This window comes from Shewanella waksmanii ATCC BAA-643 (assembly GCF_000518805.1).
Classification (GTDB): domain Bacteria; phylum Pseudomonadota; class Gammaproteobacteria; order Enterobacterales; family Shewanellaceae; genus Shewanella; species Shewanella waksmanii.
The window spans coordinates 1-14,276 of record NZ_JAEH01000069.1 but is presented as its reverse complement, the minus strand read 5'-3'; the positions used below and the strand labels follow the sequence as shown (position 1 = coordinate 14,276).

The following is a 14,276-nucleotide window of genomic DNA, read 5'->3' as shown; positions in this document are numbered from 1 at the left end:
GACAGAAACGTATCAAGTTCGTATTGGTAGCTCATCGAAAGAATCAGCAAAAGAGTTACTCGCTGATGATATCGTCATTGCTGATGAGAGCGATACTGCAGTGCTATCTGAGGACTTCGAAAGTTATGCTGTGGGTGACGATCTAAGTACGATTTACTCTAGTTCTGCCGAAGCAACAGTGCAACAAGACTAATCAACTTGCAGCGACAAGTAACCCAAACACTGGTATGTTGAGACCGTTGTACGCTTAACTGATTAGGTTTGCGGCAAGCGTTAAATATATATGAGATGGCCTTTATCGAATGATAAAGGCCATTTTTTATATGAGTTGATTACGATGGCAGTTTAGCGGCAAATCGCGATTTGGTAATATTGAACCTGCCAACCTAAAATAGGTAAATGGCTAATAAAAATTCTAGATGCGCTTAACAGTGCAATGGAGTGCTCTCATATCAGCGGCCTGACTCACGAAATTCATGGAGGTAGTGTGTTGTGATTGTTATTCACCATAACCCAGACTGTGGTACTTCAAGAAATGTGCTCAATTTTATTCGTCAGGCTGGTTTTGAGCCTATTGTGATTGAATACTTACAACATGGTTGGACTAAGCCTCAACTACAGGCTCTGTTTGCCGCTGCAGATTTAACCCCAAAAACAGCACTGCGAACCACGAAATCTCCCGCAAAAGAACTAGGCTTGATGGCTGATGGGGTCAGCAATGAGACTATTCTTGAGGCGATGCTGATCCATCCGATATTGGTTAATCGCCCGATTGTATGCACACGCAGAGGCACCAAGTTATGCCGCCCGAGTGAAAGTGTGCTGGATGTACTAGAAGCTTGGCCCACAGGCCCGCTGTTTAAAGAAGGTGGGCAACAGGTGTTGGATGATAATGGCAAGCTGGTTAAGTGACTAAAACAAAAAGCACCCAAAGGTGCTTTTTGTTGGTGGCATTAAATGCGATGACTTAGGCCAAGCTTAATGGCTTAGTCCAAGCTTAATGGCTTAGTCCAAGCTTAATGGCTTAGTCCAAACGTCTAGTTTACGCTTGGATTGTCTTTTTTGGCGGGTAGTGCATCTTGTGTCGCAGCGGCGTTACCATTGAGCTTGTTAGGGTCAATAGCTGATAACGCATCGGCGGCTAAGGAATTATTACCATTGAGCAGATCATTTAATCCGCCTTTATCCGCATCAACAAGACCTAATTCTCGTAGCATGGCATCAACAACTGGCGCATTTGCACGGTAGTTTAGGGCAGCACTAGTCACTTGCTCAGCAATACCTGCTTGTCCTGTTTGAGCGATGACCCCCGATTGAGCCCCGTCACTACCAGTGGCACCATAGCCTTGTAAAATTTTAATGCCTTCAATATTCTCAAGCGGTTTAACCGATTGTTTAACCACTTCAGGTAGTGCTTCCAGTACCGCGAGTGATTTTTGCAGTTCAATTTGCTCATCACTGAGCACATTCTCTGCTTCGTGCAGCGCTTGTTTACCCGCCGCTTCAACCGCATAAACTTTTTCATCCGCTTCAGCTTTTAGCATTTTGGCATCTGCACTGGCTTTGGCTTCGATTAAGATGGCACTTGATTTATCTTCAGCGGCACGTTTTTCCGCTTCAGCTTGTACGGTAATGCCTACCGCTTCACGTTCTGCTTCTTTACGGGCGTCAATGACCTCAATCTCTTTACTACGATTAGCTTCGGCAATTTGACGAGTGGTGATAACGGCTTCGAGTTTTTCTACTTTTACTTTTTCGGCTTCCGCAGCTTTCGCCCGTGCTGCTGATTCCTCTTCTGACTTCTGTGCAATGGCGATCTGCTTGTCTTGTTCTGCTACTTCAATATCGCGTTGCTGCTGAATACGTGATTGCTCAATGGCTTTACGTTTTTCAATTTCTCGAGTTTCAATATCTTTGGTTTTTTCAATTTCTGCACTTTCGATAGCGCGCTCTTTGGCAATTTCGGCTTCACGCTCTTCGCGGGTTTTTTGCTCCTGCTGCTTCAAGATTTCCGCTTTTTGCTCGGCACGTTTAAAGTCCAATGCTTGCTGTTGAATAAGCCTAGCTTCCTGTTCTGCTTGTTCAATACTCAATGACTCTTTTTCAGCTTCGAGGTTACGCATCTCTATTTTAATGCGGTTTTCTTGTTCAATATCGTTGGTTTCTTTACGTTTTTCTTCAATGATTTTAGCTAAACGAGCCCGACCTTCGGCATCAAAAGCATTATTTTCATTAAAGAATTGCAAATCGGTTTGGTCAAAACCGGTTAACGATACAGATTCTAGCTCTAGTCCATTTTTCTCTAGATCATTAGCAACATTATTTTGTACTCGTTGCACGAAGTCTGAACGTTGTTCATGCATCTCGGTCATGGTCATTTCTGCGGCAACGGCACGCAGTACGTCAACAAACTTTGACTCCATTAACTTTTTAACTTCGTCAACGCGGGTAGTACGCGAGCCCAGTGTTTGTGCTGCCATGGAGATGCCTTCGGCGCTGGGGGCAACCCGAAGATAAAAGTCAGCTCTGACATCTACCCGCATTCTGTCTTTGGTGATTAAGGCATCTTTCTGCATCTTTTCTACTTCGATGCGCAAAGTATTCATATTGACCGCAATGGTCTCATGCAAAACCGGCAGCACAATGGCGCCGCCATCTTTAACTATTTTCTCGCCGCCAAACCCGGTTCGTACATATGCCATCTCTTTAGACGCGCGGCGGTACAGTTTGGCAAAAATTAGACCGATAACTAACATGCCCAACAAGACAGCACCGGCAATAATAAATATAAAGCCATTACCTAACGTTGAGCCAATACCCTGAATCTCATCCATGTTTTATTCCCTTAAATTAAACAGTTATTGATTTATTTTTCTAACTTAGCGGCTGACCAAACTCGGCCAACACGCGCTAGCAGCACCACCTGGGTCCCGCTTGGAAACTCTGCATCTGAAGTATCCGGTTCCACTAACACATAGTGTTTTTGTTGGTGCTGATCTCTTACCAAGGCTTCGCTTGGCTTGCCTTGTATCGCACAACCTAGTGTCACAGTACCTACGCTGCCAGATAGGCTGTCGATAGAGACGGCGGTTGATTCATTCTTAGGCAATATGCGTGCGACGCCAGCGCCGGTGTATCGACAAGAAAATGCGGTGAACAATAAGGCAATAGGCAGACTAAACAGTTGAGGCAGCGGAGCCTCAATGAGCAACAACGACACAAAATTACTGCTGTAACCGGCAATGGCAAAGCTAACTAGCACCAACACAAACCAAATAAGCAGCGGTAATCTATTGAGGCACAACCAGCCGGATACGCCGGTAAAGCCTGATGCAGAACCATCGGTGTCGATATCTACATCGATAGGACTCCAATTATCCATGGCGCCAACTAGGCTGTATCCCAGAATTAAAGATAGCGCTTCGAATAGTCCCAGTAGCAGCACAAAACTGAGTGCCAGTGAAAAGGGTAAATTAGCGTGGGCGAACAAAAAATCCACCATTGTAGCCTCCATGTACAATACAACATTCCATTTTGCTGAAATAAAAGGAAAAAATGATAGCATCCTCGTGTTTCAGCGCTAAAACTATAGCAAAACCCTACCGGTATAGAAACCCTAATTGGTTGCTATCCCTGTGGAGGTCGTATCATGTTGGCTATATGGGTTTAGTTGAATTTTTAGGCTTTAATTTCAATGTTTTGTGGAGGTTTTAGCTATGGATTATCAGTGGCAATTGTCAATCAATGACCACTGATGTCTAAGCATAAGTCATTTAGCCGCTGCTGGTTAGCTGCGCTTGATTAGCATCGCGACCAAGATACCGGATAACAGTACGCTTGCTACTAGGGCTACAATCGCCGCCGCGGTGCCCAACAGCGGCTGAGTCAGCCAGAGTGCAGTTAACAACAGTCCTGCCGCGATTGGCCATTTAACCCCGCTATGCAGTTGGGTGTGTTTAGTCAGATAGATACTCAGTATGACTAAAATAAAGCTAAGGTAGATCATGCGACCTCCTGTTGCAGAGGTTTGCGACTCAGGGCAGCATGGCTGCCCTTTAGTTGAAAGACGATATAGCTAAATAAGCTGCCGATAATTACAAAGCTCAAATCAATGCCTGCCACTAATCGATAATCGCTTGCTAATACAAATCCCAAATAGCCATCAATAGTAATAATTTTAAGTGGCACGATAAGTAATAAGGCGGCGGCAACAATGATTAAGTTAATCCGTAATAAACGACGATAATCGATAGGCAACACAGATAACAGTAGCCAAGCTAACCAACTGCCAAAAAATATTGGAGCAAACCAGCTGTTTTGCGCCACGCCATGTACCGTGGTGTTTAGTATCACTTGCGCGGGAAACATCACGGCGCAAGCCAGTACGATACCGCCGCAACTGCCAATGATGAGTCTATTCCAACGTTGATAGGCAACGGCAGAGAGGTCGCTGTTGTTACCGCGACTACGCTTTGATAGCCACATCATCACTCCTGAAAGTGGAATGAGCGCGGTAGTGAGTCCCAAAAATCCCCATAGGATTTTAACAAATACACCTGAAAAGTTGCCAAAATGCAGCGGGAACAACCACTCAATAATCGTAATGGCCCAACCGCCAATATCGCCAAAACTACTCATGGCTTTACTGAAGTCGCCATTACCTTGGTATTCAAGTAGCTCGGAGGCAAAGTTTTCTCCACCTAACATGCGGGCATAAACGGTCGAGTTTTTATCATTGAGTGCCATCACAGTTAGATCCATCAGCGTTGCTTTTTCATCTCGAGCGCTAATGTGAGTCATAATACTGGCTATTTCAGTGGCTTGGTATTGCTCGCTAATCACCGGTTCTGGCATCGCGGTAAAGGTTTCAACTAACTTATCTTGATCGCCATTGAAGCTAACATACGCGGCAGCAGGCAATAAAATGACCGTGGCTAACCCCAAGAATGCGCCGGTAAAGCCAATTACAAAATGAAAGACACTTCCCCATAAGCCAAAGAGTTTATGGGCGTCGCTGGTGACCACGCTGATACTTTTATCGCGTCTAAAGGTAAAGAGCTGCTTAAACATCTCGCGGTGAATGTATAAGCCAGTGATAACCGAAATCATCAAGGTGAGCCCCATAAACCCAGTTAATATTAGCCCCACCGGTCGGCCAAGGTGTAAGTCAGCATGGAAATGACCAATAAAAGCCCCCGCAGTGTACTTTCTGCCTTCGTAATAGTCGCCGGTTAGGCCGTAGAATTGGCGTTCAAGAGCAAAGGTATTACTGTTAATTTCATAGGCGTAGGCCACAGGTTGGTCGTAATTTTCGTCACCGTGATGTGACTCAAAAACCAAAGTTAGCTCGGTATAGTTGTAGCCCGTTGGCATGTATATATGGATATTTTCGGTAAATTCGCTGGGTACATGCTGACTATATTCATTGACCAGCTGCTCCACTTGTTGTGGCGCCACTTCGCGAGGTAATTCACTGCCAGTAGCATTAGACCAAATGATCAGTTCAGGTCGAGCAAATACCGCAACTGCGCCAGTAAATGCAACGATAAACAGCAATATGCCGGTGACAATCCCCACCCAACTGTGCATTTGAAACAGCTTTTTAATGGTTAAGCTTTTCATGCGGTTGCTCCTTGAGTGAGTGCGATATAACTCAAGGCACCATGGCTTAAGGTCAATAACGCCATCAGTACCAGTGGTTGCCAAGCTTTGTTAGCCATGTAGCTATAAATAAACAGACCGCACCATATCAACGGAAACAGCAAGATAGGTAGGAGAATTTGCTCTTCAAACGAGAAAGGTAAATAGACCGTCATGCCAGGGATCATCACGGTAGCCGTGATAAGTGCCAATAATATCGCCATGAGGTTGCGCCACTTGGTGGCGGTAAAGGTGGTTTTGTTACTCATAATTGCAGGCGCCTGGTCAGTTGCTGAGTGCACGTGAAGTCAAAATCGATGCGCAAAAATGTTACCAGTTTAGTTTGTTACGTCAATGAATGAAAATAGTAATAGTTGTTATTTGCGTTAATTGAATGGAATGAATACTGCCTTTGATTGGCTTGGTTTTTTGTTTAAGTTATTGTTTTAAAGGGAGTTGGTTTTGACTTGAGATCGAAGTGAAGCTCGACTTTAAGTGGATAGCTAAAGCCAATCTTTACATTTCTCGCTGAGGTGGAGGTTGAAAATTACCTACAAAGCTAGCAACTAGTGAGCTGTGAGAACAAAAAAGTAAGGCTAAGCGCTGGCTTAGCCTTAGGTGAGGACAAATTACAGGGCGGTTTCTAAAATCAGTCGGCTTTTCGCTAAATCGATATTGCCGTGTTCGCCAAGTTTTAGCATGCCGTGCTGCTCTAACCCCTGCACTAAGTTGTCGATATCGGCAGCGCCTAAATCCACATCACTAAGGCGAGTCGGGACTTTCATCTGTTTGAAAAATGCTTCTGTTTGGCTAATGGCACTGGCAATTTTTTCATCATCACTGCCTTCAGTGATATGCCATACGCGTTCAGCATATTGGAGCAGTTTACTGCGCTTTTCTGGGGTGCAGACTTTCATGACTGCTGGCAGTACGATAGATAAAGTTCGGGCATGATCAATACCGTGGCTACCAGTAAGCTCGTGACCAATCATGTGAGTTGACCAGTCTTGCGGAACACCTACGCCGATTAACCCATTGAGTGCCATAGTCGCTGACCACATGATGTTGGCGCGCAATGTAAGGTCTTGCTGATTTTCTGCCTGCATAACCCGCTGACCTTCTTCGATGAGGGTCATTAATAATCCCTCACAAAAACGATCCTGAACCTTTGCATCAACGCTGTAGGTGAGGTATTGCTCCATCACATGAACATAAGCATCAACAACACCATTGGCAACTTGGCGCTCCGATAACGACAGGGTGACACTAGGGTCAAGAATTGCAAAGGTGGGCCTCACTAATGGGCTAGAAAAGGCCAGTTTATTGCCATCACGGGTAACAACTGAGTTGCCATTACTTTCTGAACCCGTTGCGGGCAGGGTCAGCACTGCCGCCAGCGGCATGGCTTGGGTGACAGGTGCTTGTTTAGCTAAAATATCCCAAGGCTCATCGCCTTCAAAGCAAGCAGCGGCGGCAATAAACTTACTGCCATCAACAACAGAGCCACCACCTACCGCAAGCAAATAATCGATGTCATTGGCTTCAATCACCGCTAAGGCTTTAATCAAGGTGTCATAGGTAGGATTGGGCTCAATGCCTGAAAACTCCACAAAATTATGCTGGCTTAGCGCTGCAACAACTTGATCATAAACGCCATTAGCTTTGATGGAGCCGCCGCCATACAGCATTAGCACTTTGGCATCGGCAGGGATCTCGCTTGCGATTTTTTCAATATGGCCTTCACCAAAATGAATCGCCGTTGGGTTTTGAAAACTGAAATTGAACATGGTTTTTACCTTCAATAAAACGAAATGATTACAGTGCTTGAAGTAGCTTTTCGGCTACACCATGAGAGCTAGCTGGGTTTTGTCCGGTAATAATATTGCCATCTTGAATGACAAAGGGGGCCCAGTCGCTGACCTTTTGGTAGTCAGCGCCTAGCTGAATTAACTCATCTTCTAATAAGAATGGCACAACATCAGTGAGCTGCACCGCATCTTCTTCAGAATTACTAAAACCGGTAACAGCCTTACCTTTTACTAGGGCTTGGCCATTGTGTTTGGCAAATAATAAAGCAGCACTGGCATGACAGACGGCGGCAATGGGCTTACCGGCAGCGTATAGCTGTTCAATGATATCAATCGACTGTGTGTTTTCAGTTAGATCCCACAGTGGTCCATGGCCACCTGGGTAAAACACGGCATCAATATCGCTGAGATCAACGTCACTCAGCTTGGTGGTATTGGCCAGTTTAGTTTGCAGTTCGCTGTCTTGGTCGAAGCGGCGGGTGGCCGCAGTTTGAAAGTCTGGTAATTCGCTGCTTGGGTCGATAGGCGGTTGCCCACCTGCTGGTGATGCGAGGGTAATGTTAACCCCGGCATCAGCGAGCACATAATAAGGCGCTGCGAACTCCTCAACCCAAAATCCGGTTTTTTTGCCGGTATCACCGAGGGCGTCATGTGAGGTCAGTACCATCAAAATATGTTTTGTTGCTGAGGTCATGTTATTTCCTTGGCTGGGCATCAAATGCCAATAGGCTCTTTTAAGTGGGTTTACTATAGAAGCTGCAGCGCGGTTCGCCAATGGCGATTATTTTGATAACATTAGTCTAATTTTTGAATCAATACTGGGATTGGTTGGCTTTGTGAGTCATATTTTTGAACAACTAAAGAGCATGGTCGTATTCAGCCATGTGGTTGAACAGGGCAGCTTTAGTGCGGCGGCGCGTCAGCTCAAGCTTACCCGTACTGTGGTTAGCTATCATATGAAAAAGCTTGAGGCTAGCCTTGGTGTGACCTTGTTGCATCGCTCAACACGGAGTTTGTCTTTAACCGAAGCAGGTAAAGCTTTCTACGACAGCAGTCGATTGATTGTCGAGCAAGCGATTGTTGCCCAACAAAAAATGGAGCACTTTCGCAGTGAACCAGAAGGGCGTTTGTCAATTACTTGTCCGGTGAATATGGGGCTGCAACTGGTGGTGCCAGCGCTGAAGGCATTTAAAGCCCAGTTTCCTAAAATTGAACTCGATATCATGCTTAGCGATGAAGTGGTTAATCTGATCCAGTCTGGGGTGGATTTAGCGATTCGCGGTGCGCCGCTGGTGGACTCGAATCTGCATGCACGGCAGTTATCACGTTTAAGTACCCAACTTTATGCTTCTCCAAGCTACCTTAAGCAACATGGTAGGCCGACTACGCCCAGTGAGCTTGAGCAACACCAATGGGTTATTTATCAATTGGGTGCGCCTTACATCGATTTGTCGCAGGGCAGCCGCTCTTTTAGGGTGAAGGTTAAAGGTGACATTACCACCAATAATGCGGCGGCTCGTACGGCTTTCGTTGAAGGAGGTTATGGCATTGCCCGTATTCCCACTTACGATGCCAAACCGAAAGTGGACCAAGGTCTGTTAGAAGTGGTTATGGCCGACTATCAGCTTGCCGATATTGATGTGTACGGTGTTTATCCGCCGGGGTCTGCAGGGGCGAAGAAAGTGCGCTTGTTGGTTGATTTTTTGGTGCATTACTTTCAAAAACTCGCCCACGCGCAAAGTTAACTGGCCAGCAAACTCACCAATGAACGATTTGCTGGCCCGCTTGTTTAGGTTACTTTTCTTCGAACGTAAAGGACTGACCGGCCAGCGCCGCTTCAAACATTAGGCCACCTTTTGCAGCCGTAAATACTGCCATACCATTAATATATGCTGCAGATGCGGCCTTATTGGCCCCACCTTGTCCAGCACCTGCTGAGTTACCTGTGGTACCAGCTTGGGCATTGGCGCCGACATTAATTGCTACTGCAGAGGCTTGAGCACCAAATTCAAAGCTACCACTGGTAAACTCGTTATAGGCGTTGGCATCTTTAAAGAAAATGATTTCACTGTATGCTTGGCCACCCACCTGAAAACCGATAGACAGTTGCGATAAGCTGGTGTCGCCAGTATGTCCACCGCCACGATAAACTCGGCCTTTGCCATAGGCGGCTCCAATACCAAATCCACCTTTACCAACGGTTGGGAAAATGGCAAAACCGTAAGCACTATCAAAGAACTTTTGCGTAGCAGGGGCCTGCTTAAATTTATCGATTGCGGCGCCGTAGCTTTCATCTGCTAGCGCAGCGGGGTTAAATAGCAATGTCGCCATCATAGTCAATACAACAGTGAACCGGGTGATTAGCTTTTTCATGTGCGCTCCCTAAGGACAATTGAGCCTTCAGCATACGGATCTGGCTATGGGAATCAAATGCCTATGTATAAAAAACGCCCATGATGGGCGTTTTTTTTGTTTAAGACAGTCGTTATTCAGCTTTGTTACTTAGGTTCGATTCCAAGCACGTAGTAGTTAAACCAGCGCTGATCCCATTCCATTTTCGCTTTACGATGTTGGTATTTGCTTAATCCATGGCCTTCACCAGGATAGACCACCAGTTCTACTGGCACATTGAGGTAATGACGTAATGCACGATATAGACCTTGAGCGTGGCCCAGTGGGACTCGAGCATCATTTTCTCCAATATGGATTAAGGTCGGCGTTTTAATCTTATCGGCGTAGGTCAGCGATGAGCCATGGGAATACAGCTGCGGGTCTTCCCAAGGTTGCTTACCATCCATAAAGTTAATCACGTGACCTGGGGTATCTTCGAGTATCCATTGTAAACGTTGATCAAACACGCCGGCCCCAGAACTGGCAGCTTTGAAGCGCTCAGTGGTAGCGATTAGTGCGTTGGTCAGGTAGCCACCGTTACTCCACCCCATAACTGCCATTTTATCTTTGTCTGCAATCCCTTCGGCAATCAGGTAATCGACCCCAGCTAAGATATCTTGTACTTCTATCTCATGTTCGTGGCCAACCAAATCAGTTAGGAACTTGTCACCGTAACCGGTTGAACCACGGTAGTTGGGTGATAACAGTGCCCAGCCATTAGCGGTAAATGTTGAGCGACCATAAGAGCGATGTTGCAATGCATAGGGCGTAGCGGAAGTTGGGCCACCATGAATTTGTACGATAAGTGGTAGTGGTCCATCTTCAGGTTTGTAACTTGCAGGTAAATCTAATATCCCTTCTACAGTGCTACCATCGGGGGCTTGCCAACTGACGGTTGAGATTTGCGGTAACACCCAAGTGTCGACCTGGGGGTTAATATTGGTGATACGTTTGTACTTAGCCCGTTTGCTGTTGGCATCGGCGATAAACATGTCATAAAAATGGTCAAGGCCGTTGTGGCTAAAGGCGAGCTTTTTACCATTGTGGCTGAAGCTATAACTGCCAATCACCAAGTCGCCGTTTACAACCGTACGGGTATCACCTTGTTTGCCGTCATCGACCTCGGTACAGAACAGTTTTACTCGGCCATGATCACTGCCACGGTAGCAAATTTCATCACTGTCTGGGCGCCAGTTAATGTTGCTGCCATTTAAAGTGGCATCGCCAGGACGACTGATCTCAAGTAGTTTGTCTTGATTGGTTTGGTTAACAAATAGCTGTCCTGGGTGACCATCGTAGTCGATACGAAAAGCCAATTGCTGGTTATCGTCGTGCCAGCTCAATCCTAGCAGCCAGCCATAAGGCGAAGGCGCTTGCTCGCGCCAAGCACTGTCCTCAAGCACTTTATTGCTGGCATCAGAGGTATTAAATACTTCAATATTTGACCAGCCTTCTAAGAACACCAGTTCAGTATCTGTGGTGGTGATCCGCGCAATTTTGCCGCCATCATTACTTACGCTAAATTCCCACACTACCTTGTCATCATCAAGCAATAGCGTTTGGGTGTAATGCTGTAAATCCAGTTTGTATAGTGGGTTGGTATCTTGCTTGCCATGGCCATACTGGGGTGCACTATGGCTGGCACGCATGCCGGCCCATGTATCGTCATCTTGGCTTTCTTTGCTGGTAGTAAAGTACAGCTGCTTGCCGTCTTGGCTAAGTTGATAGGATTTTACGCCGCGTTTTTCTTTGGTAACCGGTACTGACTGCAAGGTGCTGACATTAAAGCGGAAAACTTGGCGTTTGGCGTTAAATGGTGCCTTACCTTCTTTGTCGCCTTGTTGTCCAAGGTAATAGATGTATTGGCTATCTGGGCTCCATTGGGGGCTCGATTCACTTTCATTGGTGAAAGTCAGCCGTTGGCTTTGGCTTGATTTGGTGTTAACGAGCCAGAGGTCGCGTTGCGCTTTATCCAGCTCTTTGTCCCAACGAGATTCAAGCCAAACGGCTTGTCTTCCATCAGGGCTTAACTGCACACCGCCCATCCCGGCTACAGAGAAAAAGTCGTCAGTGGTAATGGTGTGATCCCGCTGTGATGCCAGACTACTACTGGCTATCAGTGACATTGACATAAGCGCCAATGCTGACAGTTGATTAACTCGCCCCATCGTATTCCCTTTACTAATGAATTATTTATTGACTTGCAGATCTGCTTGCGCAGATACCTTACCGTAATTCAAATGGTGCTTAAATACGCAGCATCACTCTTTTTTCTCATCTTGAATTAATTTCTGTAAGTAATTGAGTTCTTCAGAGTTGAGCAGTTGGGTGCTGCTGCGAGTAGGAGTGTTTGGTGGACTTTGTGGTGCCAGTTTTCCGCGTAAAAAGGCGGCCTTAGTGATTTGTTGTAAACCGTAAATAGCCAGTACATAGACAGTTATCAGCAAAGCTAACCGGGTGACAGCTTGAGCCAGTTGGCCAATGTGGTCGCCAAAATAAAATGGCAAAATAAGGAATATGGTGCGTATTAGCCAATTGCTCATCAGCGCGATTGTTAACGCCATCAACCAGCGAAACTTTATATCTTTAAGGTTGCCTAAATGGGCTCTGCGCGCTCGACTTCTAAACTGTCGCAGCAACTTAATAATTAGTACAAAATAGGTCAAAGTTTGCACGCTTAGCAGTGCAGGGAGGGCCATACCAATAGCGGTAAAGTAACTGATATCGTCACTAAGATTAAAGGAGTCGATATCAATATCTTGGATCCAGTGGCTGTCGAGCATTGCAGTCACCGCGACAATGCTGGCCACCGCGATAGGAAGGTATAGGTGTACTGACCAATTGATACTGCCCTTGATGTTGTGCAAGCTGCGGTAACAATACAAATACAGCATGGGCATCAAAATAAAATAGATAGGGATAATAAGCGTATACACGATGTGCATTGGAACAGGGGAGCTGTCTTTGCTGAGCATGCCAGTAAAGAAGTACAGTCCCATTAAGCTGAAGATGCCGCCTAATAGTTTGTGGTTACTGTTGTGCTGATTATCATGGCTTTGTTCACGATACGCATAGCGAATATACAGGCCGAGGCCGATACAGTGAATCCCGCCTAATAATGACAGCCACCAATAACCTTGTGCTAAAAAACCACTGTAATCATTCATATTGCTCTATTGTCGACTTAATTGTGACCGACTTGCAAGCAATATGGATGAAAATTCAACACTTAGCTAAGTGGATGCCTTAGGTGACTGGCCTTTGTTCAAACGAATATGACGATTTGAACTAGCTGCAGGCGGTTTGCCAGGAACTGGGCTGCGCTCAGACCACAAATGTCTAATGGCCATTATGGGGTGAGGCAGCAGCATACGCGGGCCGGCATACACCATGATCTCTTTGGCCTTGGCTTTCATATGTGGTTTGTAGCAGTGCACCGGACATTTATTACAGGTGGGTTTTTGTTCACCGTAGGGGCATCTATCTAATCGAGTATGGGCATACTCTAAAAAGCTCTGGCAATGCTCACATTGGTCAACTTTGCCCTTAGCGGCACAGTGCGATCGACAGTAGATTTGCACCATCGCTGAAATTGTATTGAATTCACGCAGCAATTTGCCGCCTAAAATCTCATCCGTTTTCATGATATCGCACCTACTTCTAATTCCGACTGAACCACTGGGTTATAGCTATAGTAGGACGAGTTGGCAGCGATGACAAAACTAGCGCCGTGTTTTATGAACATGCGCACAAAATAGTGTTTTAGCGTGGTCGATGCTGGTCGCGGTTCATTTTTAGGGATTAATCTAACCACAATTGTTGTTTTGATTTTACTCAGTTGGACAGTGGCAACATTTATCACTAATCAATTGTATTAATTAGCATAAATACTCTTCGCTACACAGGTTGAAACACATTCAGTGTTAGAAATTCACCTAGGTTTTTGATGTAGATGCGAAAAATGGGTATAAATAGTTGATTTTGAGCGTAAGAACCGAATAATAACATTGGTTACTATCTGTCCAAATTTGATGGGCATAAGTGAGTAACATTGAATTTAGGCAACCTAATAAACGGTGGATAACAATGAAAGGCATAGCCATTATTTTGCTCATTGCTGTAGGTGTTTATCTCTATTTGAGAGCGCAGCGACTGGCCCGTGAAGAACAACAGCAAGCCGAGCAACCAACTGAGAAGGAAGTTGCACAGATTGAGTCAGACTCAACTGCAGCTGAAGAGAATGCCAACAAGGAAGACGTGTCGACTCCTCTGGATGAAGGGGTAAGTTTCGACAAACAGCCCACCGAAGTTGCCAATGATATTCAGACTGAGCAAGCTGCTGCAGAGCCAGAGCCAGAGCCAGAGCCAGAGCCAGAGCCAGAGCCAGAGCCAGAGCCAGAGCCAGAGCCAGAGCCAGAGCCAGAGCCAGAGCCAGAG

The 14,276-nt window shown here is 45.9% G+C and carries 14 protein-coding genes and 1 pseudogene; 4 read left to right on the top strand and 11 right to left on the bottom strand.

Features of this window, described 5'->3' with window-relative positions; all coding sequences use genetic code 11:
- Both L865_RS25750 and arsC read left to right on the top strand, forming a co-directional pair.
- A partial coding sequence (locus L865_RS25750) for a hypothetical protein (protein ID WP_028774744.1) occupies nt 1–193 on the top strand: 193 nt, incomplete at its 5' end.
- A 299-nt stretch (nt 194–492) separates the two neighbouring features.
- Nucleotides 493–912 carry an arsenate reductase (glutaredoxin) gene (arsC, locus tag L865_RS0119325; protein WP_028774743.1) on the top strand — a complete coding sequence of 140 codons (420 nt, stop codon included), beginning with the start codon at nt 493–495 and terminating at the stop codon, nt 910–912.
- Nucleotides 913–1,037: 125 nt separating this feature from the next.
- Here the strand turns inward: arsC and L865_RS0119320 are convergent, their stop codons facing one another.
- From L865_RS0119320 to L865_RS0119290, 7 genes are all read right to left on the bottom strand, one after another.
- Nucleotides 1,038–2,834, bottom strand: coding sequence for a flotillin family protein (locus L865_RS0119320; protein ID WP_028774742.1), 1,797 nt, complete (start codon nt 2,832–2,834; stop codon nt 1,038–1,040).
- A 32-nt stretch (nt 2,835–2,866) separates the two neighbouring features.
- Complete coding sequence (locus L865_RS0119315) at nt 2,867–3,502, bottom strand: YqiJ family protein (RefSeq protein WP_028774741.1); 636 nt, start codon at nt 3,500–3,502, stop codon at nt 2,867–2,869.
- Between the two features lie 285 nt (nt 3,503–3,787).
- Nucleotides 3,788–4,006 (bottom strand): hypothetical protein, encoded by a 219-nt coding sequence (locus L865_RS0119310; protein WP_028774740.1) that lies wholly within the window; start codon nt 4,004–4,006, stop codon nt 3,788–3,790.
- Nucleotides 4,003–5,622, bottom strand: coding sequence for a PepSY-associated TM helix domain-containing protein (locus L865_RS24215; RefSeq protein ID WP_051484702.1), 1,620 nt, complete (start codon nt 5,620–5,622; stop codon nt 4,003–4,005). The genes L865_RS0119310 and L865_RS24215 overlap by 4 nt, the downstream gene beginning before the upstream one ends.
- Nucleotides 5,619–5,909 (bottom strand): hypothetical protein, encoded by a 291-nt coding sequence (locus L865_RS0119300; RefSeq protein ID WP_028774739.1) that lies wholly within the window; start codon nt 5,907–5,909, stop codon nt 5,619–5,621. The genes L865_RS24215 and L865_RS0119300 overlap by 4 nt, the downstream gene beginning before the upstream one ends.
- A gap of 360 nt (nt 5,910–6,269) precedes the next feature.
- On the bottom strand, nt 6,270–7,427 hold the full coding sequence (locus L865_RS0119295) for an iron-containing alcohol dehydrogenase (RefSeq protein WP_028774738.1): 1,158 nt from the start codon (nt 7,425–7,427) through the stop codon (nt 6,270–6,272).
- Nucleotides 7,428–7,455: 28 nt separating this feature from the next.
- Nucleotides 7,456–8,142: a type 1 glutamine amidotransferase domain-containing protein gene (locus tag L865_RS0119290; protein ID WP_028774737.1), complete on the bottom strand. Its 687-nt coding sequence runs from the start codon at nt 8,140–8,142 to the stop codon at nt 7,456–7,458.
- A 142-nt stretch (nt 8,143–8,284) separates the two neighbouring features.
- On the opposite strand from L865_RS0119290, the gene L865_RS0119285 reads away from it, so the two are divergent.
- Complete coding sequence (locus L865_RS0119285; RefSeq protein ID WP_028774736.1) at nt 8,285–9,193, top strand: LysR family transcriptional regulator; 909 nt, start codon at nt 8,285–8,287, stop codon at nt 9,191–9,193.
- Between the two features lie 49 nt (nt 9,194–9,242).
- On the opposite strand, the gene L865_RS0119280 is transcribed toward L865_RS0119285, so the two are convergent.
- From L865_RS0119280 to L865_RS0119265, 4 genes are all read right to left on the bottom strand, one after another.
- Nucleotides 9,243–9,782 carry a lipid-binding SYLF domain-containing protein gene (locus L865_RS0119280; protein WP_425423654.1) on the bottom strand — a complete coding sequence of 180 codons (540 nt, stop codon included), beginning with the start codon at nt 9,780–9,782 and terminating at the stop codon, nt 9,243–9,245.
- A gap of 164 nt (nt 9,783–9,946) precedes the next feature.
- Nucleotides 9,947–12,007 (bottom strand): S9 family peptidase, encoded by a 2,061-nt coding sequence (locus tag L865_RS0119275; protein WP_028774734.1) that lies wholly within the window; start codon nt 12,005–12,007, stop codon nt 9,947–9,949.
- Between the two features lie 93 nt (nt 12,008–12,100).
- Nucleotides 12,101–13,006, bottom strand: a complete 906-nt coding sequence (locus tag L865_RS0119270) for a hypothetical protein (RefSeq protein ID WP_028774733.1) — start codon at nt 13,004–13,006, stop codon at nt 12,101–12,103.
- A gap of 66 nt (nt 13,007–13,072) precedes the next feature.
- On the bottom strand, nt 13,073–13,483 hold the full coding sequence (locus L865_RS0119265; protein WP_028774732.1) for a nitrous oxide-stimulated promoter family protein: 411 nt from the start codon (nt 13,481–13,483) through the stop codon (nt 13,073–13,075).
- Between the two features lie 442 nt (nt 13,484–13,925).
- On the opposite strand from L865_RS0119265, the pseudogene L865_RS25790 reads away from it, so the two are divergent.
- Nucleotides 13,926–14,276 (top strand): annotated as a pseudogene (locus tag L865_RS25790) (hypothetical protein); the annotation flags it as partial.